At 64.3% G+C, this 24186-nt stretch carries 19 protein-coding genes; 9 read left to right on the plus strand and 10 right to left on the minus strand.

Annotated features, from left to right (window positions below; genetic code table 11):
• Positions 1-80: 80 nt before the first annotated feature.
• The gene (gene dksA, locus L0F51_RS05955; RefSeq protein ID WP_092811269.1) at positions 81-497 is read right to left on the minus strand and encodes an RNA polymerase-binding protein DksA; all 417 of its coding nucleotides are present in this window, start codon (positions 495-497) and stop codon (positions 81-83) included.
• A 195-nt stretch (positions 498-692) separates the two neighbouring features.
• On the opposite strand from dksA, the gene L0F51_RS05960 reads away from it, so the two are divergent.
• A complete protein-coding gene (locus tag L0F51_RS05960; protein WP_234628334.1) occupies positions 693-1070 on the plus strand; it encodes a hypothetical protein in 378 nt (125 codons plus the stop codon).
• Between the two features lie 5 nt (positions 1071-1075).
• Here the strand turns inward: L0F51_RS05960 and L0F51_RS05965 are convergent, their stop codons facing one another.
• The gene (locus L0F51_RS05965; RefSeq protein WP_234628335.1) at positions 1076-2410 is read right to left on the minus strand and encodes an FAD-binding oxidoreductase; all 1335 of its coding nucleotides are present in this window, start codon (positions 2408-2410) and stop codon (positions 1076-1078) included.
• 296 nt (positions 2411-2706) lie between these two features.
• Here L0F51_RS05965 and L0F51_RS05970 point away from each other — a divergent pair, with 296 nt between their 5' ends.
• From L0F51_RS05970 to L0F51_RS06000, 7 genes are all read left to right on the plus strand, one after another.
• Positions 2707-4041, plus strand: coding sequence for a hypothetical protein (locus L0F51_RS05970; protein WP_234628336.1), 1335 nt, complete (start codon positions 2707-2709; stop codon positions 4039-4041).
• Positions 4028-4915 carry a hypothetical protein gene (locus tag L0F51_RS05975; RefSeq protein ID WP_234628337.1) on the plus strand — a complete coding sequence of 296 codons (888 nt, stop codon included), beginning with the start codon at positions 4028-4030 and terminating at the stop codon, positions 4913-4915. Before L0F51_RS05970 ends, L0F51_RS05975 begins: the two co-directional genes overlap by 14 nt.
• Before the next feature lie 71 nt (positions 4916-4986).
• Positions 4987-5493 (plus strand): histidine phosphatase family protein, encoded by a 507-nt coding sequence (locus L0F51_RS05980; protein ID WP_234628338.1) that lies wholly within the window; start codon positions 4987-4989, stop codon positions 5491-5493.
• A gap of 65 nt (positions 5494-5558) precedes the next feature.
• Entirely contained in the window at positions 5559-7055 is a 1497-nt protein-coding gene (locus L0F51_RS05985; protein ID WP_370642317.1) for a YcjX family protein, read from the plus strand.
• The gene (locus tag L0F51_RS05990) at positions 7052-8101 is read left to right on the plus strand and encodes a YcjF family protein (RefSeq protein ID WP_234628339.1); all 1050 of its coding nucleotides are present in this window, start codon (positions 7052-7054) and stop codon (positions 8099-8101) included. The genes L0F51_RS05985 and L0F51_RS05990 overlap by 4 nt, the downstream gene beginning before the upstream one ends.
• A gap of 59 nt (positions 8102-8160) precedes the next feature.
• Positions 8161-8739, plus strand: coding sequence for a hypothetical protein (locus L0F51_RS05995; protein WP_234628340.1), 579 nt, complete (start codon positions 8161-8163; stop codon positions 8737-8739).
• Positions 8740-8813: 74 nt separating this feature from the next.
• On the plus strand, positions 8814-10031 hold the full coding sequence (locus L0F51_RS06000; RefSeq protein WP_234628341.1) for a GNAT family N-acetyltransferase: 1218 nt from the start codon (positions 8814-8816) through the stop codon (positions 10029-10031).
• A 136-nt stretch (positions 10032-10167) separates the two neighbouring features.
• Here the strand turns inward: L0F51_RS06000 and L0F51_RS06005 are convergent, their stop codons facing one another.
• The 3 genes from L0F51_RS06005 to L0F51_RS06015 form a co-directional block, all read right to left on the minus strand.
• On the minus strand, positions 10168-11196 hold the full coding sequence (locus tag L0F51_RS06005) for an NAD(P)/FAD-dependent oxidoreductase (RefSeq protein WP_234628342.1): 1029 nt from the start codon (positions 11194-11196) through the stop codon (positions 10168-10170).
• Positions 11193-11513 (minus strand): 2Fe-2S iron-sulfur cluster-binding protein, encoded by a 321-nt coding sequence (locus tag L0F51_RS06010; protein ID WP_234628343.1) that lies wholly within the window; start codon positions 11511-11513, stop codon positions 11193-11195. Before L0F51_RS06010 ends, L0F51_RS06005 begins: the two co-directional genes overlap by 4 nt.
• Before the next feature lie 96 nt (positions 11514-11609).
• Complete coding sequence (locus L0F51_RS06015; RefSeq protein WP_234628344.1) at positions 11610-11927, minus strand: Hpt domain-containing protein; 318 nt, start codon at positions 11925-11927, stop codon at positions 11610-11612.
• A gap of 412 nt (positions 11928-12339) precedes the next feature.
• Here L0F51_RS06015 and L0F51_RS06020 point away from each other — a divergent pair, with 412 nt between their 5' ends.
• Positions 12340-18630 carry a hypothetical protein gene (locus tag L0F51_RS06020; RefSeq protein ID WP_234628345.1) on the plus strand — a complete coding sequence of 2097 codons (6291 nt, stop codon included), beginning with the start codon at positions 12340-12342 and terminating at the stop codon, positions 18628-18630.
• 135 nt (positions 18631-18765) lie between these two features.
• On the opposite strand, the gene map is transcribed toward L0F51_RS06020, so the two are convergent.
• The 5 genes from map to L0F51_RS06045 all read right to left on the minus strand — a co-directional run bounded on the left by map (position 18766) and on the right by L0F51_RS06045 (position 24105).
• Positions 18766-19515: a type I methionyl aminopeptidase gene (gene map, locus L0F51_RS06025; protein WP_234628346.1), complete on the minus strand. Its 750-nt coding sequence runs from the start codon at positions 19513-19515 to the stop codon at positions 18766-18768.
• A gap of 85 nt (positions 19516-19600) precedes the next feature.
• The gene (locus L0F51_RS06030; RefSeq protein WP_234628347.1) at positions 19601-20230 is read right to left on the minus strand and encodes an ABC-type transport auxiliary lipoprotein family protein; all 630 of its coding nucleotides are present in this window, start codon (positions 20228-20230) and stop codon (positions 19601-19603) included.
• A 53-nt stretch (positions 20231-20283) separates the two neighbouring features.
• Complete coding sequence (locus L0F51_RS06035) at positions 20284-22146, minus strand: MlaD family protein (RefSeq protein ID WP_234628348.1); 1863 nt, start codon at positions 22144-22146, stop codon at positions 20284-20286.
• A gap of 2 nt (positions 22147-22148) precedes the next feature.
• Positions 22149-22970, minus strand: coding sequence for an ABC transporter ATP-binding protein (locus L0F51_RS06040; RefSeq protein ID WP_234628349.1), 822 nt, complete (start codon positions 22968-22970; stop codon positions 22149-22151).
• A 7-nt stretch (positions 22971-22977) separates the two neighbouring features.
• On the minus strand, positions 22978-24105 hold the full coding sequence (locus L0F51_RS06045; RefSeq protein ID WP_234628350.1) for an MlaE family lipid ABC transporter permease subunit: 1128 nt from the start codon (positions 24103-24105) through the stop codon (positions 22978-22980).
• Between the last annotated feature and the right edge of the window lie 81 nt (positions 24106-24186).

Raw genomic sequence — 24186 nt, forward strand, 5'->3', positions numbered from 1 at the left:
AAACATAAACACCCGGCTGATCACTCAGCCGGGTGTTTGATTCTCATGCCTTCGAAGAAAAATCCGTCTCCGCCCAGACCTCAGTCGTCGCGGTAAACCCTTTCCCGACGCTCATGACGTTCCTGCGCTTCGACCGACAAAGTGGCGATCGGCCGGGCGTCGAGCCGCTTCAGGCTGATCGGTTCGCCGGTTTCTTCACAAAATCCGTAACTCCCATCCTCAATCCGCCGCAGCGCAGCATCGATCTTGGCGATCAACTTGCGTTGCCGGTCGCGGGCACGGAGCTCGATCGAGCGGTCCGTCTCCGACGATGCCCGATCCGCAAGATCGGGATGATTCTGGTTTTCCTGCTGCAAAGCCTGCAGAGTCTCCCGGCTCTCGGCCAGAATCTCCTCTTTCCAGGCCTGCAGCTTCTTACGGAAATATTCGCGCTGGCGCTCGTTCATGAACGGCTCATCTTCGCTTGGCGAATAGATTTTCTCTGCCTCCAACACCATCGGTCTTCCCCGCAGTGCCGCGTGTGCCATTGGCGTGCCCTATACGGTCAAGACCACTGGCGTGCAAGCGTTCGAATATGAACCTTTGATATGACGTAGGGTCAAAGCCCATGGCTAACCTGACGTTAACCGTGTCATCGGCATTCTCCCTTTATGGACAATCAGGCGAACTCTTCTGCGGCTCATTTGCACGCCATGGCTGTAGCCGAAGCGATGGTCACGGATGCGATCGCGCAGCAGCGCGCGGCCTTGCGGGCGGGAAGAAAGCTCGCAGCCAAGGCCTACGGCACGGCCCTCAACGAGGCCGCACGAACCTATATCACGACGCTTCGCGCCGTGCGGCGCATGGTGACGAGCGAAGCCGAGTTCGAACGTCTGGACGCGCAACGTCGGGCTTTCGCGAATCTCCTGCGCGTCGAGCTCGCGGCTCTCGCCACGGCCCGCTTGAGTTCCGAGGCCGGCCTCGTCTTCAAGACGCCAGCTCCGAACGGAAAAAAACTCCCGCCCCAGTCCGAGAGGCCGGCGCGCACCCAGCCGCCAAAGATCCCCGGTCAGCGCGCCCGCGCCGCCTGACATTTTCACAATCTGCCCCGGGATTCCTGCCAGCGGTCCATGAGGCGCAGCTGCCAATAGACCAATTGCGTCGCGGCCTGCCCGAAGATGTTGCGGCCACCGACGAGACGGTCGATCCAGGCCGGCAGGAACGGCTCGAACACCCGCCAGCTCTCGTCGCCTGAGGCAATCGCCGCGGCAATGAGGTTGCCGCCCGTAGCGGTCGCCCCCATGCCATGGCCACCGAATGCCGTCACGCCCCAAAGACCGGCATCGCGGGCGCCTGCCAGGAGCCCGATGACCGGCATTTTGTTGCGCTGATAGCCCATGAGGCCACCCCAGGCATATTCGATGCGGAATGCGCCGAGTTGGGGATAAATCGACAAGATGTCCCGTGTCAGCATTCGCGCAAGCTCTTTCGGCTCGCTGCGCGCCGTGGTGATGCGTCCGCCCCACAGGAGACGGCGATCGTCGCCAGAGCCGACGATTCGGTAGTAGTCGCTCGACCGGCGCGTATCGCCGATGCAGCCGGAAAAATGGATCGCCTTGTCGAGGCGGTCGCCCAGAGGTTCGCTGGTGACGACGTAGGTCGAGACCGGCAGGACGGCGTGTTCGAGCGGCGGATAGAGGCCGACCTGCGTCGCATTGCCGGCAAGCACGACGTGGCGCGCGCGAAGCGTCCCCTTGGGCGTGGTGACGCGCCAGCCGCCGTTTTCGCGCGACAGGCCGGTCGCCGGGCTCGCCTCGTAGATTCTGGCCCCGCTGTCGGCTGCGGCGACAGAGAGAGCGCGGCTGTAGGCGAGCGGGTCGAGATGAAACGGTTCCGGATCGTGAAGCGCTCCGAAATAACGGTCGGTCTCAAGCGTCTCGCGCACCGCTTCGCGCGGCCACACCTGGTAATGAACGCCATAATCCCGCGCCATCCGTTCCGCGCGCTCTTTCAGCGCGTCTTCAGCCGGATAGCGCACGCATTTGAGCCAGCCGCGACCGCCGACGAGATGCTGCAGCCCGAACTCGTCGAGCCGTTCCGCCACGAACTGCGTCCCGGCCCGCCCCATGTTGAACAGCGTTCTGGCCTTCGGAAGACCGAGCTTGGCTTCGACGGCGAAGATCGACTGGGCATAGCCTGGCGAGACAAAGCCGCCATTGCGGCCGGAGGCACCCCAGCCGACCCGGTTCGCCTCCAGAAGAGCAACGCTCTTGCCCATACGCGCAAGGCAGAACGCAGTGGTGATGCCCGCAAGACCGCCGCCGACGACCACGGTCTCGACGTCCTCTTCTCCTTCCAGGACCGGGAAGACCGGCCCTTCTTCCTTGCTGGCGTACCAGCTCTCGGCATGCGGTTGGGCACCGATCGTCATCGTCTCACCTCATCTGCGGCTGGCGCCATCGGTCTGGATTGCCTCTTTGCGCGGCAGCCGGCAGCTTTGCGTTCTTTTAAGGCAGCTCCTACTGCCGCAACCCCCTGCCTGGCAAATCGAAAGCTTGCGGCGAATGCGCTGGAGGGCGCCGATGGAGCGTTTGTTCCACCAGCTCTGGAAGCCGATCCTCTTCGGCCCCAGATAAACCGCAGCCACAGAACACGTTTCGTTCGCGTCGCACGGGCCCTCGGCCGGAATATGCGGCACCGTCTATTTTGCGACAAAGGGGAAGCCGCATGGCGCGAGCTCTGCGCGAAAGCATCGACCGCCTCGAACTCACCACCAAGGTCACCCTCGCCGTCCTGGCGCTGGCCTCCGGCGTCTACACCTATCTGGGTGTGCGCGGGCTCCTGGACGGCTCCGCCTCGATCGTCTTCTTCGGGGCGATCATCTATTCGGCGGCGGTCTCCGTCGGCATCTACGCCTTCTGGACCTATCTCATGCGCTTCCTGCCTCTCATGCGAGAACGCGGCGGCCGGCGGGCTCTATGGGCCGCGATGGGCATCGGCTCGATCATGATCGTCGCCATGTCGTCCTGGCTGAACGCCGCGGCACTCGCAGGTTCAGCGGCGCTGGAACAGCACCTCGCGAACACGGTCGAGGATTACACGCAGGATCTCGACGCGGCGCACAACAATGCGCTCGCGGCCCAATCGCTTCTGCCCGACATCCAGATGGCCGCCGAAAGGTTCTCGCGCCTCGCCGATGAAGAGCGTTCATCCGGCGCGCTCACCGGCACCTCAGGCTCCGGAACGGTGGTCCAGCTTCTCAACCAGATGTCCCAGCAATTGCGCGGCCTTGCCGATGAGGTGGCGGCGTCGCGCGAACGTGTGAAAAGCCTGTTCGATCAGGGCAGCGAGCATCTCGCCTCGATGCGCCGTCTGGTCTCGGCCTCCGGACCGATCGATCCGCGGGCGAATTCCTTCGCCGAAGAGGCCGTGTCGCTGGCCGGCGTCATCGCATCTTTGCAGCAGACCTCGGTCGCCCCCGCCGTGAAACGGGCTGCAGAGGATCTGTCGCTGTCTTTCATCGCCCCCGTGGCCGACGGCGATGATGCGGACCTTCGCCAGCGCCAGACGGCGGTCGTCGGCAATGTGGCGCAGGCCGTACAGGCGCAATCGGCGGCGCTCGCCACGGCGGCCGACAACATCCTCTCCGAGCCGCCCGTCCAGCCGAAGCGTTTCGTGCCTTTATCGACGCCTGAAGCGGTCCTGCTTTACGCGAGCGACTTCCTGCCCTCCTGGGCGGGCGCGATCTCCATCGACCTTTTGCCGGCCGTCCTCGTCCTGATGCTCGTCGCGGTGCACGGCGCAATCCGCCATCACGAAGACCCCGACGTCGACGAACACGCCATGACTGCCGGAGACATGCTCGTGGCCATGCGGCTTTACGAGCGCATGCGTGCCGCCGACCCCGCCCGAGCGGCCGAGCCGGCCGTTTTCGCACGGGCGGAAGGGAACGCTGTGCCCACCCGCGACACCGAGACGACAGAACCGCGCAACATCACCACTCTGACACCGAAAGGCGGAGCACCCTCGCAGCACGGCGGCCACGGCAATGTCACCTCCTGAGCCCTCGAACGCAGGCGAAGCCGTCGTGCCCGAGACCGGGTTTGCGGAACGCATCCGGCAATTGCCGGAAGGCACGATCCTCAAAGGCGTCTTCTTCGGCCTCGTGGCACTTTCCGTGGCAATGGTCGGCTTCGATCTGAAATCGATCGTCGAGGAACGTCGTGCCGATCCTTTCGTCAATCCGGCGAGAGAGCCGGTCACGATGCCGCGGCCCGCTCCCGGCGATCAGGTCCGCCCCTATCTGCCTCAGACGCGGCCGGTCTCCCCCGATCGCGACGGAGTACCGAGGCGGCAACCTCCCCGCAGTTTCGAGGAGGCCGAACCGGTTCGCTTCCGCGCACTCAATGACGAGACGATCTCCATGGAAGGCACGATCGTTCCCGGCAGTGCCGGAGAATTCGAGCGCTTCCTCCAGGACAATGAGTTCGCCGCAGGGACGGAGGTCTTGCTTCACTCGCCGGGCGGCTCGGTCGCCGACGCCATGTCGATGGCCCGCCAGATCCGCGAGCATGAATTCAACACCCGGATTGCCACAGAGGGGTATTGCGCCTCCTCCTGCCCCCTCGTTTTTGCATCAGGCGTTGAACGCCATGCCGGCAAGAAGGCCTGGATCGGCGTTCACCAGATCTACGCGATGAAGGGCGCAGATGCGCTCGGTTCGCTCTCCGATGGATTCGATCAGGCACAGCGGGTTTCCGCCGAAGCCCAGGCCCTCTTGATCGATTTCGGCGTCGACCCGCGCGTCTGGATCCACGCCATGGAAACGCCGAAGAACCAGCTTTATCTCTTCACTCCGGAAGAGCTCGCCGACTACCGTCTCGTCACGGATGCGCCAGATACGGACGCAAGCGAAACTGCGGCTGCGCGACAATAGACGCCGCACCATGAACGAGGTGATGCTTGCCCCTGCCTCCGCGTTTCGTCTAAGTCGCAATGATGCCGAAATTGCTCCTCCTACGTCACGCCAAGTCGGATTGGCATTCCGGCGCCCGCACGGACTTCGAGCGCCCGCTCAATGCGCGTGGCCGCGAAGCCGCCGAGGCGATGGGCGCCTTTATGGCTGCGGAGGGGTTGGCGCCTGATCTGGTGCTGTGCTCCCCGTCCAAGCGCACCCGCGAAACGCTCGAACTCGTCGCCAAAAGCCTGCAGCTTCCGGAAGACGTGCGTTTTCCGGAAATTCTCTATGAAGAGAATGGCAGCGATTATCAGGCGGTTCTCCGAGACGAGGCGGGCGAGGCCGAGTGCTGTCTCCTCGTCGGCCACAACCCGATGACCTATGAAGCGGCCTTGAGCCTTGCAGGAGATGGAGCCTCGCACGACATGGCGCGTCTTGCGGTGAAATATCCGAGCGGCACCCTCTCGATCCTGGAATTCGACGCGCCCTGGGCGGAACTGAAAACGGGCTCGGGACGCCTGACGGGATATGTCAGGCCGGCCGATCTGACGTCGTGATGGCACGCTTTGCACCAGCGACCGCCTCTGCCCATATAAAGCGCGCAAAACGAGCCTGAACCTCAGTGGCATCCATCATCACCCTCGCCGACGAAGCCAGATATGCGTTCGACAATCTCCTGGAAGGCGTGCTCGGCGGCCCGTCGACCCTGAGGCTCGGCGTCACCGGCCTGTCGCGCGCCGGCAAGACGGTCTTCATCACCGCACTCGTTCACAATCTAATCCACGGCGGCCGGCTTCCGCTCTTCGACGCCTACGCCTCTGGCAGGCTCGCCGGAGCCAAGCTGCAGCCGCAGCCCGACGACGCCGTCCCGCGTTTCGATTACGAATCGCATGTGCGCAATCTGGTCGATGCCCGCATCTGGCCGCGTTCGACGAGACGCATCAGCGAACTGCGCGTCACCCTGGAATACGAATCGGCGAGCACCTGGAAACGGACCTTCGGGCCGGGCCGTCTCGATCTCGACATCGTCGATTATCCGGGCGAATGGCTTCTCGATCTCGCTCTTCTCAACAAGAGTTACGGCGAATGGTCGGCCGAGGCTGTCGCCATGTCGCGCGAACCGCATCGCCAGGAGCTTGCGGCCGAGTGGCATCACCGTCTGCAGGGCGTCGATCCTGACGCGCCGGCCGATGAATTGAAGGCGCAGGAGCTCGCCGGCGCCTTCACCTCGTATCTGCGCGCGGCCCGTGCCGACGAATATGCGCTTTCGATGCTGCCACCCGGTCGCTTCTTGATGCCCGGCGATCTCGAAGGCTCGCCCGCCCTCACCTTTTCGCCGCTCGATATTTCGCCCGACCGCGAGCCGGTGCAGGACAGCCTCGCCGCCATGATGGCGCGTCGTTATGAATCCTACCGGACGCATGTGGTGAAGCCGTTCTTCCGGAACCATTTTGCAAGACTCGACCGGCAGATCGTGCTCGTCGACATGCTCGCCGCCCTCAATGCGGGTCCAGCGGCCTTGCGCGACCTCGAACAGGCGCTGGCGGACGTCCTCGCCTGCTTCCGGCCGGGTCGCGCGAGCTGGCTGACATCGATCTTGAGCCGCCGGATCGACAAGATCCTGTTTGCGGCGACGAAGGCCGACCATGTCCATCGCTCCGATCACGACAATCTCGGTGCCCTGCTCGCACGCCTGACGGACAAGGCTGCGAAACGCGCGGAATTTGCCGGCGCCGAAGTGCGCGTCATGCCGATGGCGGCAGTCCGCGCCACCCGCGAGGTGACGGTAACCCGTGGCGGCCGCAGGCTTCCAGCGATCGCCGGAGTCCCGCTCGAAGGTGAAGAAGTCGCCGGCGAAGTCTATGACGGCGCAAGCGAAATCGCCTTGTTTCCCGGGGACTTGCCGAAAGATCCGGAATCGATCTTCGAAGCCGCCCGGCAGTTCCAGTCGAAGCCGAGGGACCTTGCAGAGGAAGCCCACGACGACACGCTGGCGCTGCGTTATCTGCGCTTCCGCCCGCCCCGGGTGGAGCGGAGTGAAACCGGCCTGAAACTCTCACTGCCGCACATACGCCTCGATCAGGCCCTGCAATTTCTTGTCGGAGACCGGCTGCAATGACCGCCTCGGAGACCCGCCGCGCCCCGGAAGCCTTCCGCCTCGACGAGCCCGGGGAAGCCGAGATCGAAGAGGAGGTCTGGGAAGAGCTCGATCCTGAGGAAACGGATGCGGACCGGGCCGTCTCGACCATCATCGAGCCGAAGAAGAATGGCATCCGCTGGGGTCGGCTCGCAGTCGCCTCGGCGGGCGCGCTTCTGTCGCTCGCCGTCGGCATCGCCATCGACGATCTCATTCGCAGTCTTTTCACGCGCGCCGACTGGCTCGGCTGGGTCGGCCTCGTCTGTCTTGGTCTTTTTCTTCTCGCGCTCGGCGCCATCGTCGGCCGGGAGATCCTCGGGCTCGCGCGCCTCAAGGCGATCGCCCGCCTGCGCCTGACAGCAGACGCCGCCTACGAGGAAAACGATCCCGACAAGGCGCGCAAAGTCGTTAAAGAGCTGATCCATCAATATGCCGACCGGGCAGATACGGCGCAGGGTCGCCGGCAGCTCAACGAGCATCTCGGCGCGGTCATGGATGGTTCCGACCTCATTCGCCTTGCCGAGCGCGACCTCGTCGCAACGCTCGACCAGCGCGCCAAGCAGGCGATCTCGAGCGCCTCGCAGCGCGTCTCCGTGGTCACGGCCGTCAGCCCCCGTGCCCTCATCGACGTCGCCTATGTGTTGATCGCCTGTCTCGGCCTCATTCGCCGCGTCGCCGCCATTTACGGCGGCCGACCAGGAATGATCGGTCTGATGCGCCTGACGGGTGCCGTCGTCAGCCACCTCGCGGTGACGGGAACGATCGCCATCGGCGACACGCTGCTGCAGCAGGTGGTGGGCCAGGGCCTCGCGGCGCGCCTCTCCGCGCGGCTCGGAGAAGGCGTCGTCAACGGGCTCATGACGGCCCGCATCGGTCTCTCCGCGCTCGACGTTTGTCGGCCGGTGCCCTTCGTGGCGCAGCCGCGACCCCGCCTCAAGGATCTGGCGGGCGATCTGATTTCGTTTTCCGCCTCCCGCCAGGAGGTCGTGACAACATCCCCACGAAATGCTCGTAGGGTTAACGAATGATTGGCATTTGGCTCCTAGGCTGATCGTCAGTTCAGGCCACGCCACATTCGGAGCCATTGATGTTGCGCGCTTTTTTCGTTGCAGCTCTTGCAATCTGCATCCCTGCGCTTGCCCCTCAGCCGGCCGCAGCGGCCGATGAGGACGCTGTCGCCTTCATGGAGCGCTTCGGGGGTGAATGGCGCGGCAGCGGCCGTCTTTTGATCGGACCGGAAAGCGGCCTCCGCTTCCATTGCGCGCTCAACGGTGATCCGAGCCGCAGCATGATGGCCTTCGGCATGACCGGAAAATGCTGGACCGGTTCACTCTCCGCCCCGGTCTATGCAAAGCTGCGCTACAATGGCGATCAGAAGCGCTTTTTCGGCTCCTTCATGGACGGCGCGGAAGGCGACGGTGCCAATATCGTCGGCGAGCGCGACGGCGAAGGCTTCATGTTGAAGCTGATGCGCGGCGAGCTGCAAGGTCTCCTGAATGCCGAGCCGGCAGGCGACGGCAAGATGACCATCCTCCTTTCGCTCTATGATCCGAACTCGCGACGCTCTATTCCTGTCGCTGCGATGGGATTTGCGAGAGCCGGCTCCGATTCGCTGCCGATCTACGATCCGGCCATCACAGGCTCGATCGAGCCCGGTAACAAATAGCGGACCGCGAGCCCGGTTTTTCGGGAATCTTCACGTTTCACCCTCACCTTCGGGCCGTCGGAGGGGGAAGCCGTATGTCAACCGCACAATCGTTGGAACGCGTCGTTAAGTCGGAATCTGAAGACCAGGCCGAGCCTCCCGCTCCAACAACCGCGCCAGCGCTCGACGCGACGATCGTGGAAGGCGCGGCCGCGCTGCTGTCGCTCACGTCCGATTGGCAAAGACTGATCGATGCCTCTCCTCGCGGCCGCATTTTCCAAACCCCGCAGCATCTGGCGATATGGGCGGAGCATTTTGCGAGCGATCCCAAGGTCGGCTTCAAATGTGTCGTTGTTCGCCGCAACGGTAAGGTTGCGCTGATCTGGCCTCTCGCCTTCTGGAAGATCGGCCCATTGCGGCTGGCGCAGACCGCCGGCGCACCCATCGCGCAATACGAAGACATTCTGGTCGAGCACAACGACGAAGCCACCTCGCTCTTCGCTGCGGCCCTCGCCGAAGTCGAGCGAGCCGGCATCGACCTCATCCTGATGGAGCGCGTGCGGGCCGATTCCGCGCTTGCCTCGGTGCTGCCGCCTCAGACAGTCGCACTGGGTGAGGAAGACGGCGCGCCATTCGTCGACCTTACCTCAGGCGACGTCGAGACGGCGCTTGCCGGACGCAAGGGGAAAGTCAAACGCCACCAGAGACGGCGCATCGCCGCGCTCACCGAAGAAGGCGAGCTCCGCCTCGAAGTGGCACCCGACGGTCCGACGACGCGGCAATGGCTGCGCGAGGCGACAGAGATGAAGCGCGCATGGCTGACGGAGAAAGGCTTCCTAAGCCGCGCATTCCTGGACGAGCGCACCAATCAGTGCCTGGAAGCCTTCGCCGAACGCCATGGTGGAGCTGGTGTGAAAACCGGCATGACCGCCTCGCGGCTGACGGTCGGAGGCCGCCCCGTCGCCACAGAGATCGCCTACCGCCTGGGAAGCGATTACCTCCTCTTTCTCGGAGCCTTCGCGCCGGAATATGGCCGCTTCGGCCCCGGCAACGTGCTGACGGAGATGGTTCTGCGCTGGTGCGTTCAGAACGGCATCACGCGCTACGACATGCTGCCACCACGCTACCGCAACAAGCACGAATGGGAGACGGGTGAGGTCGTCGTGCACGATTTCGGCGTGCCGCTGAGCCGGCGTGGCCGGTTCTACCTGCGCGCCGTCCTGGGCTACGGCAAGCCGCGGCTGAAGCGCTTGTATTACGCCCTGCCTCTGCCGGTGCGCTCGCGCCTGGCCAATCTGATGCTGCGCCTCTAGCGGGCTTCCCACCCGGTCGGCAAGGCCACCCGGCGGAACAGAGATCAGGTCACAAAAAAGGCGGCCGAAGCCGCCGATTGTCTTCAATCAAAAAACTGCTGATCGCCGGCTCCGCAGCGGCAATCAGCAGACCGTCTCAGATGACGCCGAGCTTCTTCTGCAGTTTCGACGAAGACGTCGTGTACTGGAAGACGACGCGCTCGTCCGGGGAGATGTAGTGCTTGGCGGCCTGCGCCATCAAAGCTGCCTCGTGGAAGCCCGAGAGGATCAGCTTCAGCTTGCCCGGATAGGTGTTGATGTCGCCGATGGCAAAGATGCCCGGCTCGGAGGACTGGAACTTCTCCGTATCCACCGGGATCAGGTTTTCGTGGAGATTGAGACCCCATTCCGCGACCGGGCCGAGCTTCATCGTCAGTCCAAAGAACGGCAGCATGCGCGTGCAGGAGACCTCGATCTCCCCATCCGGCGTTTTGAGGACAGCCGCTTCCAGACTTCCCTCCCCGCCCTTGAGCGCAGTCACCTGCCCCTGCTGGAACGTCAGCTCGTGCTTTTCCTGAAGCGCGAACATCTTGTTGACGGAATCCGGCGCGGCCCGGAATTCCGGGCGCCGGTGGACGAGCGTCACGCTCTTTGCGATCGGATGCAGGTTCAAGGTCCAGTCGAGGGCCGAATCGCCACCGCCGACGATCAAGAGATCGTGGTCGCGGTAGTCCTCCATGCGCCGCACCGCGTAGAAGACGGAGCTGCCTTCATAGGCTTCGATGCCCGGGATCGGAGGACGCTTCGGCTGGAACGATCCGCCGCCGGCAGCAACGACGACGGCCTTGGCCTTGATCGTCGTCGCGGCATCGGTCCTGAGAATGAAACCGCCATCTTCGGTGCGCTCGAGTTCGGAGACCATCTCGCCGAAGTGGAATTCCGGATTGAACGGAGCGATCTGCTCCATGAGCTTTTCGATGAGGCCCTGCGCCGAAATCTCCGGCCAGCCCGGAATGTCGTAGATCGGCTTCTCAGGATAGAGCTCGGCGCACTGGCCGCCCGGACGATCGAGAATGTCGACCAGATGGCATTTCAGATCGAGCAATCCGAGCTCGAAAACGGCGAAAAGCCCGACGGGTCCCGCCCCGATGATGGCGACGTCGGTTTCAACAAGCGTTCCAGTCATGCTTGACGCTCCGGAATGGTGACGACGAGTCCGTCCAACTCGTCACGAACTCTGATCTGACAGGACAAGCGCGAGGTCGGCCGAACATCGTAAGCGAAATCCAGCATGTCCTCTTCCATCGGCTCCGGAGAGCCAGTGCGCTCGAACCATTCCTCGGCGACATAGACGTGGCAGGTCGCGCAGGCGCAGGCGCCGCCACATTCCGCTTCGATTCCGGGGAGGCCCTGCTTGAGAGCGGCTTCCATGACAGTGGAGCCATTTTCGGCTTCCACCTCGTGGCGGTCGCCGTCCAAACCGATAAAAGTGATTTTTGGCATGATCGATCCGTGTTGCGCCGCACGGGTTTAGGGACGCGGCGGGCGATGTCAAGAAGGGCACAAAACGGGTGCCCGCGTGTCGCAGGGAGCCCTGGCTCAGGTTCGGGCGAGATATCGCACAACCTCTTGCACGGCGGCTTCGAGCGGCGCAAGGTCGCAGCCCTGCGCTTTCAGCCGTTCTTCGGTGAGAGCAGCCGCCAAAGCCAGTCTTTCGGCGCCGACATTGCGGGCAAGGCCCTTGAGGGCGTGCACCCTCTCGCCGCGTGCAGAAGAGGTCTTCGCTTCCTTGACCTGATTGAAAAGCCGGTCCGCCTCGGTGACGAAAAGCGCCAGGATCTCAACCTTCAAGGCCTCGTTGTACATCGTCTGCCGGTCGAGATGGGCCTCATTGAGGATCGCAGCATCCTCCGCCATGGCCTGTTCCTTCGTGGAAGCGGATGGTTTTGCCCCTAAGGCCCCGGTGGCGTCCGCTTCCGCCACGCATGTGCCCCAAAATAGCCCGAATCTTAGCTCGCTACATGCACGACAGGCTGCAGCACATTCATATTATTCATGAAACAAGTGCACAGAAACGGGAAATCCCGTGATTCCGGCTTCTCAGGCCGTTACATAAATATTAGGATGCATTCACCCATTTTGATGGGAAGGCGCAGCTGTGTCCTGGTCGACACGGCTGCGTTCGGTATCGGGCGGCGGCGGTTCTACAGCCAAGGGGGTGGCAGGAATCGTCCAGAACGGGTGGCCCCTTTATATGTCACCCTCGCATGCCGGCAGAGACTGGCACGGCGTCCGTTGGAGTGGTTGCGTACGGACCGGAGCGAATGTCATGGGTAAAATACCAAAAGCGGAATCGACCGAAGCGGCGCTGTCGGCGGTCGAAGAAGCGCTGAGGATCGACTTCGGCGCCGCGGCGAACAGTCCTGCGAGAGCTTCCGGAGGTGCGGCGGCGGCGAAGCCCGTGCCGGCCAACAACGGCCGCTCCAAAAAGACGGAAGCGCCCACCAAGGCTGAAAAGCGTGCCGAGACGGAATCGTCCCGCAGCAGCGAGCGCAAGGCGCGTCGCGCTGCCAATGACGACGTTCGTTCCATCGGCAATCTTCTTTACGCCCTGCAGCGACGGCCTTCCTACGCGCCTTTCTGGACCGCGCTTCTCATGTCGGCCATATGGGCCGGCCTTGGCACGGCCTTCGGCATGGCGCTCTGGCGCGACCAGATTGCAGCCCTCAATTCGATCGAACAGCTCCGCGAGGCGCCGCATCTCGTCGCCCTCGGTGTCGCGATCGTCGTCCCGGTCCTCCTCTTCTGGGTGATGGCGCTGATGATCTGGCGCTCTCAGGAGATGCGCATCGTGTCGCGCACCATGACAGAGGTGGCGCTTCGCCTTGCCGAGCCTGAAAACATCGCCAAGGAATCGATCGTCACCGTCGGCCAGGCGATCCGCCGTGAAGTCGCCTCCATGGGGGACGGCATCGAGCGGGCATTGGCGCGCGCCAGCGAACTCGAAGTGCTGGTGCAAAACGAGGTCGCCTCCCTCGAGCGCTCCTATACCGACAATGAGATGCGCGTCCGCCGTCTCGTCGACGAGCTCGTCAACGAGCGCGAGGCGATCCTGCAGAACGCCGACCGCATCAAGGCGGCGATGGGCGGGGCGCACGAGACGCTGACCTCAGATCTCGCCAAGACCAGCGACCAGATTCTCTCCACCGCCGATGAAGCGGCGCGCCGCATTGCCGACCTTCTCGTCGAGCGCACCAAGAACGTGACCGTCGATCTCTCCCGCGCGGGAGACGATTTCGCTACCTCCATTTCGAGCCGTACCGAGAGCCTGCTGGAGCGCATCAATCAGGTGAGCGGCCAGATCGGCGATACGATCGACCACCGCGGCGAAGAACTCGTCGGCCGGCTGAACCGCAGCCAGTCGGAAGCCACCGAGAGCTTCACGGAACGCGGCAGCGAGCTTCTGGAGCGCATCCGTGCCGCCAGCGAAGGGCTGAACGAGCTCATCGCCTCCAAGGGCGGCGAACTCAACGACCGCATCGTCGAGGCGCAGGACCGGCTGAATTACACGCTGACGGAACGCTCCACGGCCCTTCTTGAGAATCTCGGCCAGTCGAGCCAGCGCATCGAAAACGCCATCCTGGTCGATGGGCCCGCACTTGCTGAACGTATGTCGAGCCGCGGCGAAGAGCTTGCCGAACGTATGACCTCGAGCAGCGACCGCCTCACCCGCCAGCTCACGGAGAGCGGCGAAGCGATGACCGGCCGTCTCGTCACGAGCAGCGAAGAACTGACCGGCCGCCTCCTCTCCAGCAGCGAAGAGCTGAGCGGGCGGATCACGACATCGAGCAGGCAGTTCACCGACCGGATTTCTTCAACTGGCGAAGAGCTCATCTCACGCCTGGAGACCGGTGGCGAGGATGTGGCCGCTCGCATCACGGCGAGCGCCGATGCGCTGAATGACCGGTTGGGCACCACGGGAGCCGATATCGCCGGGCGCATCACCATCCGCGGCGACGAGCTCGTCGAACAGCTCGGCGCGCGTGGCGATGCCATCGCCGACCGCATCGGAGAAAAAACCGAGGAAACGGCGAGCCGCCTGGAACGCGCGAGCGACATCGTCGTCAACACGCTCGATACCCGTTCGCGCAATGTCATCGACCAGCTCGGTCAGACCGGAAAGTCGATTTCGGTTGCCATGCACACCGAGCTCGAAGGTGTCACGCAGCGCCTGACGGATGCGGAGCGCAGGCTGTCGACGACCGGCGAACGTGTCGCCGGCACCGTGGAAGAGCAGGTTGGCCGCATCGAGACCGGCTTCGACCAGAGCGCAGATCGCCTCAAGGGACGTCTGTCGGAGATCGAGGAGACCGTCAAAGGCTCCGCCATTCGCCTGGAAGAAGCCGGCGACAATGTCGGCGAACGCCTGCGCCAGAACATCGACGTCAACGTCGAGCGTCTCGCAGGCCGCCTCTCCGAAATGGAAGATTCGGTACGCGGCTCGGCCGAGCGCCTGGTGGAAACCGGCGACGATGTCGCCCGCCGCCTCGGCGCCAGCATCGACGGCAATGCCGACCGGCTCGCCGGCCGTCTTTCGGAGATGGAGGATTCCGTCAGGAGTTCTGCCGATCGCCTGGAAGAAGCTGGCAACGGCGTGGCCGAACGCCTGCGCCAGAACATCGACGTCAATGTCGAGCGTCTCGCAGGCCGCCTCTCCGAAATGGAAGGCTCGGTCCGCGGCTCGGCCGACCGTCTGGTAGAGACCGGCGACGATGTCGCCCGCCGCCTCGGCGCGAGCCTCGACGGCAATGCCGATCGACTCGCCGGACGCGTTGCGGAGATGGAAGACGCACTGCGCAACTCCGCCGGCCGTCTCGAGCAGGCGAGCGACGGCGCGGGCCAACGTCTGCGTCAGAATATCGATGTCAACGTCGAGCACCTCGCTGGCCGTCTCTCCGAGATGGAGACGTCTGTTCTCGCCTCGGCGACCCGGCTTGAGGACGCTGGCGAGCGCGTGTCGGAGCGGCTCGGCTCAAGCCTCGACAGCAATGTCGACCGCCTGACGGGCCGCCTGTCCGACATCGAAGACACGTTGCGGGCCTCGGCCGGACGTCTCGAGGAAACTGGCGAGCACGTCTCAGAGCGTCTGCAGCGCAGCGTCGACGGCAATGTCGAACGCTTGAATGTCCTCTTCGACGATCGCGGCAACACGATTTCGGAAACGCTCGACCAGAAGACGGCGATGCTGTCGACGGTGCTCGGCGAGCGTGGCCAGGCCCTCGGCGCCATGATCGACGGTCACGTCGCTCAGGTCGGAGAGACCCTCGACGGCCGCCTCGGCGGATTCGAGACACGCCTCAAGGAAAGCGCCGAGAACGTCGCGATCCGCCTCGCCTCCTCGGCCGAGACGATCGAGATGGCCGTGTCGGCGCGACTGTCGAACTTCGAAAACCGCGTCACGGCGCGCATCGGCGAAGTCACGCAGGAATTCGGCGAACGCGCCGACGGCCTGTCTGAGACGCTCGACGACCGCCTCGGACGCATCAACACGGCGCTCGACACGCGGGCACGCCAGATCAGCGACACGCTGGTGGCGCGCACCCGCGAAATCGCCACGGCCTTCAACGAAGGCCAGTCGGAGATGACGACGAGCCTCGACGCACGCCTCGGCGAACTCGGCGAAACCCTGACCAGCAAGACGCAGGAGCTGACGGAGACGATCGCCAGCCGCATGATCGACGTCAATGCGAGCTTCGGCGAGCGCCTGATGGCCGTGGAGCACAGTTTTGCCGACCGGGCGAACTCGCTGCAGGCGACGCTCACCGGCACCAGCGACGCGCTCAACGAGAAGACCGAGACGCTGAACAACATGCTGACCCAGCGTCAGAGCGAACTCGCTTCGGTCATCGATTCGCGCTCGTCGATCCTGGTGGAGACGATCGAGAACCGCGGCCGCTTCGTCATCGACGGCCTGGAGAACCAGAACCGCATCCTCACCGACACCTTCGGCACGCAGGCGGAGAGCTTCGTGGAAGGCCTGGAGGGACGCACCCGCGACCTCACCGAGGCGCTGGACAGCCGTCGCTCCGGTCTCATGGAAGATCTCGAACGGCAGCGCGACAACCTCTTCGAGGGCATGGAGGATCGCAGCCGCAACACGGCCGATGCCATCCGCGCGACGAGCGAGGAATCGCTTGCCCGCCTGGACGACAGTGCCCGCGCGCTTCTGTCCAACCTCAGCACGCATTCCCACAACATCATCGATGCGGTCACTGGCACCAACGCCCGCTTCCGCACCGATATCGATTCGCTGCTGACGCGGATGGAAGAAACCAACGCACAGCTGACCGAAGTGCTGGGATCGAGCGGAGAGCAGCTCTCCGCGATCGAAAGCAACCTCGCCGGCCAGGCGGAGAGCTTGCGCAACGCCCTCTCGGCGGCAGCGCAGGACACCTCCACCTCGACCTCGATCCTCTCCGACCAGATCAAGACGTTGCGCGACGTGTCGACCCACGTGCTGCGTGACATCACGGCCATCGCCTCGCAGTTCGACAGCCAGTCTGAATCGCTGTCGGAAGCCGGACGCATGCTCGACGAGGCCAACCGCACGATGGAAGGCCGCATCAGCGGCTCCACCGAGGCGTTGGAAGCGATGGCGCAGGGCCTCACCGGTCAGGCCTCTTCCGTCGAAGAGCAGCTCACGCGGCTCACGGCGATGCTCTCCGATACCCTTGGATCGGCCGAAGAGCGCATCAATTCGGTCGCCGATTCCTTGAGCTCGCGGGCCTCTCTGTCCGCGCAGCGGGCGACCGAAGAGCTGGCCCAGAGCCTCGGCGCGGCGGAAGAGCGGGTGAGCGCCATCGCGAACTCTCTCACCTCCACGGCGTCCGATTCGGCTCGCCAGGCCGCAGAGGAACTCGCCGCGAGCCTCGCAGAGGCGGAGGAGCGCATCAACGCCATCTCCGGCTCGCTCAGCACGCGCGCGGCCATGTCGGCCCGTCAGGCCGTGGAGGAGCTCGCAGAGAACCTTTCGCAGGCGGAAGAGCGCATTGCCGCCCTCACCGGCTCCCTGTCGTCTGCAGCCTCCGATACGGCCCGCAGCACGTCGGAGGAACTGGATCGGGCGATCGGTTCGGCCGAAGAGCGCGTTGCCTCTCTCGCGGAATCGTTGAGCGCCAAGACCTCGATGTCGGTTCAGACCACCTCGCAGGAGCTGGAAACCACGCTGACCGCGGCCATGCAGCGGATCAACGAGGTCGCCGATGCCCTGAGCGCCCGCGCGGCCCAATCCGCCACCGGCGCTTCGGAAGAGCTGGAGCAGACCTTGAGCTCGGCCGAGCAGCGTGTGGCGCAGATCGCCCAGGCGCTTGGTCGCCGGGCCGAGGAAGCCGCCCGCGCTGCCATCAGCCAGTTCGAGACGATGCGGCTTGCCGCCATCGCCGAAGGCCAGCGGACGGTGGAAAGCGTGGAACAGGCCCGCGCCGAACTGACGGAACGCCTCGCCGACGTGACGACCGGGTCCGACGAAAAGGTCCGCGCGGCGAGCGAGCGGCTCATGTCGGAAATCTCCGAGGCCGTCGAAAGCGCCACGGAGCGCTTCGCCGAAACCGCGGAGAAAATGCGTCATGCCGCCCGCGACATGAAGAGCGAGCTTGAATCGGCACGCGAGGATCTGCGTCGCGGCGTCAAGGACATGCCGGAAGAAGCCCGTCACGCTTCGGAAGCGATGCGCCGCGCCATCACCGAGCAGATCGAGGCAATCTCGGCTCTGACCGACATCGTCTCGCGCCGCGAAGGTGCCGCAAAGCGCACCGCCCAGCCGGCAGCGGCGACGCCCCGGCGGGAAGAAGCCGTCGAGGCAGCACCGCAGCCGCGCAGCCTGCCCCGTGCGGCCAATCTGGAGACGGAAAGCGCGTCCGACCGCGCCCCGATCGCACCGCGCTCGACGGGACCGGCTCCGGCCAGCGCCCCTTCGGCACCTGCAGCAGCGCCTCAGCCTGCCCCGGCTCCGCAGCCGGCGGCTCAACAGCCCCCGGCCCAACAGCCCGCAGCACAGCAGACGCAGTGGAGCGAGCGTTTCGCCCGTCCCGCGGCACAGCCTGAGCCGAAACAGGAAGCGCGCCCGCAAGGCGAGCGTCGCGGTTGGGTGGCGGATCTCTTGCGGCGCGCCTCGAGCGACGAGAGCGAGTACGACACGGGACCGGAGCCCGCCTCCGCCCCGACACCGCAGCCCGCTCCCGCGACGCAGAATGCGACGCCGGGCCGTTCGCCCTCGCAGATGGTGGAGAGCCTCAACTCGCTGTCCGTCGACATCGCCCGGGCGATCGACCATCAGGCCGCGCTCGAGCTGTGGGAGCGCTACCGCAAGGGAGAGCGCAACGTCTTCACGCGGCGCCTCTACACGATCCAGGGCCAGAAGACGTTCGACGAGATCCGGCGCAAATACGAGCGCGACGGCGAATTCCGCCGTGCGGTCGATCATTACATCGCCGATTTCGAGAAACTTCTCGACCAGCTGGCGAAGCGTCAGAAGGACCCGGCGATGGCGCAAAGCTACCTCGCCTCGGATACGGGCAAGGTCTACACCATGCTCGCGCACGCGGCGGGCCGGCTGAGCTAAGCCAGTCGATCACGGACAAAAGAAAGGGCGGCCGCGAGCCGCCCTTTTTTGTTGTCTCCAAATGGCCATGAGAACGCTGAGGAGAGCCTCACAGGTCTCATCCCGGGCTTGAACCGCCGAGACGCAGCAGGACCGTCAGCCCGGCAGCGTCACAATGATCGGATCTCGATCAGTCGCGACGATCGTGTGCTCGTACTGCACCACGGGGGCGGAGGGCTCGCTATAGAGTGTCCATCCATCGTCACCCTCGGCCGCCCAGAGACCGCCTGTCGACAGGAACGGCTCGACGGTGAGCACGAGCCCCTTATTGATACGCCGCCGGTCGCTCAGCGTGGGCCAGGTCGCGATCTCTCCCGGATATTCGTGCAGGGAACGCCCCACCCCGTGGCTGGCAAGATTGCGGATGAGCGTGTAGCCGCGCTGCGAAGCGAAGCGCCCAATGGCAGCTCCGATGGCCGCGAGCGGCCGGTCGCTACCGACCTGTGCGATGCCGATCTGCATGGCGCGCTTACCGTCTTTGCAGAGGCGTTCCAGCGAAGGCTCGACGGGACCGACGCGAAACGTCGCCCCGGTATCGGCAAAATAGCCGTTCTTGGACGCCGAAACGTCGATATTGACCAGATCGCCTTGAGCGATCACCCGGTCGCCGGGGATCCCGTGGGCGATCTCCTCATTCACGCTGATGCAGGTGGCGCCGGGAAAGTCGTAACAGCTTTGCGGTGCGGAGACGGCGCCTTGCCGATCGAGAAACACCCGGCCGATGTCGTCCAGTTCTCTGGTCGTCATCCCGGGCTCCATCGCTTTCGCCATCAAGCGCATGGCATTGGCGACGATGCGCCCGATTTCCTTCAGCCCGTCCAGTTCGTCTTGTTTGGTGACCGTCACGCTTCGGATCTCGCAGGGAAGTAAAATCACACGGCCGCAGCACCGGCGATCTCCCGCCGGCAGGAGTGAGAGCCGCGGCGACCGCCTAAACGCTCGTCAGCGTCCAGCTGGCGATCTCGGCGAACGCCTGATCCATCGCGCGGTTCAGTCCGGCGACGATCGCGGCGTTGTCGTTGCTTCCGACCGGGCTTTCCGCATGGACGACGCGCGAGGCGACGACACGGCCGTTGCGGTCGTTGAGAAGCTTGACGCTGAAGTCTGCGACAGCGACGCCGTTCCTGAGCTCGAAGGCGCGCACGTCGAGGACGATCTGATAGTCGATCAAAAGCCCCTGCCCCGGCAGGCCGACGGCTTTCACACGCCCCGTATTCTGCAGCGTCTCCATGAGCCGCGCCTGCAGCAGCCGCGGCAGCGTGTCGGGCCAGGAAGCTCCCGGCAGGTAGGCGAGCTCGGCGGGCGTCGGACGCGCGGCAATGCGCGTCGTGTCGAGGCTTGCGAGCGCGGCAGGCACCGGAACCAGAATCTGAGCGGATGTCCCGGCGCGCACAGAAACATCCTGCGGCGCGGTCAGATCATAGATGGAATCGGGTGTCTTCGGCAGCACGGCGCAACCGCCGAGCAGCAACAGCGAGACGAGCGCCGCGGCCCCGGCCGTGCCTCCGAAGCGGCGCCGGCGCCGAGAGTGGGCCTTACCGATGTCCTTGCGCATGTTCATCCAATCGCCCTTGCGAGCTCTGCCCCAACCGGACTTTGCCATCATCGTCGCCATTACCGTCTTTGGCCGCGATAGGTGGGCGCGTTGTCTCCGCCGAAGATCAAGCGGCCCGGATTCTGTTCGAGATCGGAAATCAGCGAATCCAGCCGTGACACGGTTCGCCGACCCTCGTTCACGAACTGGCGGATATCGGCAAGCCCCCGGCTGGAAAAATCCGAAGCCCCGGAGCCGATCGTCTTCGCCTGCTCGTTGAAGGTCGCCGCGGCCGTCTGGATTTCGGCGAGCGTTGCCCGCGCCTGGGCGATCAGCCCCTGCCCCTCCTCGCTCGAGGCGGTGTCGTCGAGCGTGCCGAGAAGCCCCTCGGCCTTGGCACTCAGAATGCCGAGCCGGTCCGAGACCTGACGCGCATTGGCGAGGATGACGCGAATGTCCTCTCGCGATTCGTCGACCGTCGTCGCGACCCGGTTGATGCTGTCGACCGTGTCGGTGATCTTCTGCGGATCGACGCTCGCAACGACCTCGCTCGCATCGTTGACCATCGTCTGCACCTTTTGCGGGTCGACGGCGGCGAGCACCTTGTCGGCCTGAGTGCTGACGGAGGCCAGACGCGTCACCAGCTCGTCGATCTGTTCGCGCCGCGCCTTGAGCGTTGCGGCGAGGTCGGAGACACCTTCGACGGTGGTGCGGATACGCTCAGGATCGATGGCCGCGCTGATCCGGTCGACATTGTCCACGGTTGAGGAAATCTTCGCGGGATCGACGCTCGCCACGATCGTTTCTGCCTGATCGACGACACTGCGCACGCGCTCTGGATCGACCGCTGCCAGCACCTCGTCGAGGCGCGTGCTGACGGCGGAAAGCCGGGTGACGAACTGGTCGATATCGGCCTGTCTGGCGCTCAGCGTCGCCGCAAGATCGGACGCGCCCTTGACGGCGGTGCGCACCTCTTCCGGATCGATCGCTCCACTCACCCGGTCGATATTGTCGAGCGTGCGGGCGAGTTTTTCCGGATCGACGGCTTCGAGAATGGGGCCAGTCTTCGCCTGGACTTCGCTCACCAGGAGGTCCGCTTTCTCGCCGACATTGCGCATCCGATCGGAGAACTCGCGCACATCGTCGGAAACGCCGGAGAGATTCTCGACGAACTTGCGCACTTCCGCGCTCGTATCTCCGAGCGACTGGCTGAATTCGGCGACATTGTCGACGGTCTGCGAGACTTTGTCGGGCTGCACCGCGGCGACGATCGAGTCCGCCTTGGCGATGATGCCATCGAGCTTGCCCGACATCCCGGCCATGCCTTCGGCCGCACTGGAGACGGATTCGATCAGCCTCGAGATCTGCTGCGAGTTGTCGCTGAGCGCCCCGGAAAAGGTGTCGACATTGGAGATGATCCGATTGATGCCGTCGCGGTTGTCGGCGACGATCTTGTCGATGGCGTCGAGAGTTGATTCCGCACGTCCGGCAATCTCGCGTGCCGAGGCCATGAGATCCTGCATGTTGGACTGCTTGGCCACGAGCACGGGGACGTCACCGTCCGTCTGCTCCCACACGTCCGGCTCGTTGGCGGAGCCCCCGACCATCTCGATATAGCCGACGCCAGTCACACCCTGGAAGCCAAGCGAGACCTCGGTGTCCGACTTGATGGGCGTATTGGCGCCGACAGAAACGCGGGCATAGACGCGCGAGGGGTCCGACGGATCGATCTCCAAAGCCTTCACGTCGCCCACCTTGATGCCATTGAAGAGCACCAGTGCCCCTTTGGTGAGGCCGGTGATGGAGCCGGAGAAGACGATGCGCAGCGGCTGCTGCTCCTGCGAGCCCTCCCCGGCCGCCATCCAGTAGATGAAGCCGAAGGCCGCAACCAGGACAGCAAGGGTGAAGGCGCCGATGACGGCTGTATTGGCTTTGCTTTCCATGTTTATCGGCTCACTTCCGAAAGACCGGCCGCCCGCGCGCGCTCGCCGCTGAAGTAATCACGGACCCAGGGATGGTCGAAGCGCTCCATCGTTGCGATGTCGCCTTCGACAAGAATGCGTTTTTCACCGACCACGGCAATGCGATCGACGATGGCATGCAGAGTATCGAGATCGTGGGTTACCATGACGACGGTCAAACCCAAAGTCTCGCGAAGATCGGCAATCAGTTGATCGAAAGCTGCCGCCGAAATGGGATCGAGCCCCGACGTCGGCTCGTCCAGGAAAACGATCTCCGGGTCAAGTGCGAGCGCGCGGGCAAGAGCCGCGCGCTTGATCATGCCGCCGGAAAGTTCTGACGGATATTTGATGCCGTCGGCGGCCCGCAATCCGACGAGTTCGACCTTCATCGTCGCCAGAGATTCCATCAAAGCGTCCGGAAGATCGAGGTATTCGCGCATCGGCACCATGATGTTGTCGGCAACCGTCAACGCCGAGAACAAGGCGCCGTGCTGGAAGAGAACGCCCCACCGCCGTTCGAGCTCGGGATTCGCCCCCTGGCTCAGATCGTGTCCAAAAGCCATGATGCGGCCTTCCCGGTGCGGCAGGAGACCGAGAATGGCACGCGTCAGCACCGATTTGCCGGCGCCCGAGGCACCCACAACCGCCAGCACCTCACCGCGATAGATATCGAGGTCGAGGTTTTGAAGGATCGGCTTGTCGCCGAAGCCGACGGTCAGGCCGCGCACCGAAATGATCGGCTCTTTGCCCTTGCCGCTGGTTCGTCCGTCGGACCCGTTCCCGCTTTTGTTGGTCGTCTGCTCCATCAAGACCTCAAAAGCCGATCGCGGCGTAGAAGACGGCAAACAGACCGTCGACGACGATCACCATGAAAATCGCCTTCACCACGGAGGCGGTCGTCCGTCGACCGAGCGATTCCGCGCTGCCCCCGACCGCCATGCCTTCGGTGCAGGCGATGAGACCGATGATGAGCGCCATGAAGGGCGATTTATAAAGACCCGCCAGCAGGCTCGTCATATCGACGGCATCATGCAGGCGGGCGATGAAGGCATCAGGCGTAATACCTGAATACAGCCACAGCATCATCATGCCGCCGGCGAGCGTCGCCAGCGCGGCGATGAAGGACAGCAGCGGCAGGACGATCAAAAGCGCCAGGATGCGCGGCAATATGAGGACATTGACCGGATCCATCCCCATCACGCGCAACGCGTCGATTTCCTCGCGCATCTGCATCGAGCCGAGCTCCGCGGTGATCGCACTGCCCGAGCGGCCGGCGACCATGATGGCGGTCAACAGCAGCGAGATTTCGCGCAAAGCGAGGATGCCGAGAAGATCGACGGAGAAGACTTCGGCGCCGAAATAGCGCAGCTGGAAGGCCGATTGCTGGGCGAGGATGGCGCCGATGATGAAGGACATCAACACCACGATCGGCACCGCGCGAAGCCCGATCATCTCCATCTGGGTGATGATCGCATAAAACCGCGCCGAGCCCGGATGCAGGATGACGTGCAGGATTTCCAGGATCACCGAGCCGAGCATGGTGACGATGCGTCTCGCATCCGCGATGATCGACAGGACTGTCTGCCCGACATCGGCAAAAACGTTCGATTTCTTGGGGTGCGGCAGGCTCTCGCCGTCTTTGAGCGCCACGCGCACCCGCTCGATCAGGGTCTCGCGCCCGTCCTCTGCGCCGACATAGGTGACGTCGCGGCCAGATTCCCGCCAGGCTTTCTCCAGCCGCACGAGGAGAAAAGCGCCCGCAGTGTCGAGCGTCTCGAGATCGGACAGATCGATTTCCAGACGGCGCGCACGGCTCTCCTTATCGCCCGCCGCCTTCTGCAGCGAACGGTCGAGATTGGCGGCCTGGTCGATCGCCCACACCCCCTTGGGCCGCAGGACAAAACGCTCGCCGACCAGTTCGTAAGAGAGATCGGACGTCATAACCTCACGTGACGTAACAACAGCTGACGCTGCCCTTGCAGCGTGCTAACGGTGCGGCCTTCATGGCGCGGACTTTGCCCG

Origin of the sequence: Afifella sp. H1R, assembly GCF_021462425.1 — a bacterium.
GTDB lineage: Bacteria > Pseudomonadota > Alphaproteobacteria > Rhizobiales > Afifellaceae > Afifella > Afifella aestuarii.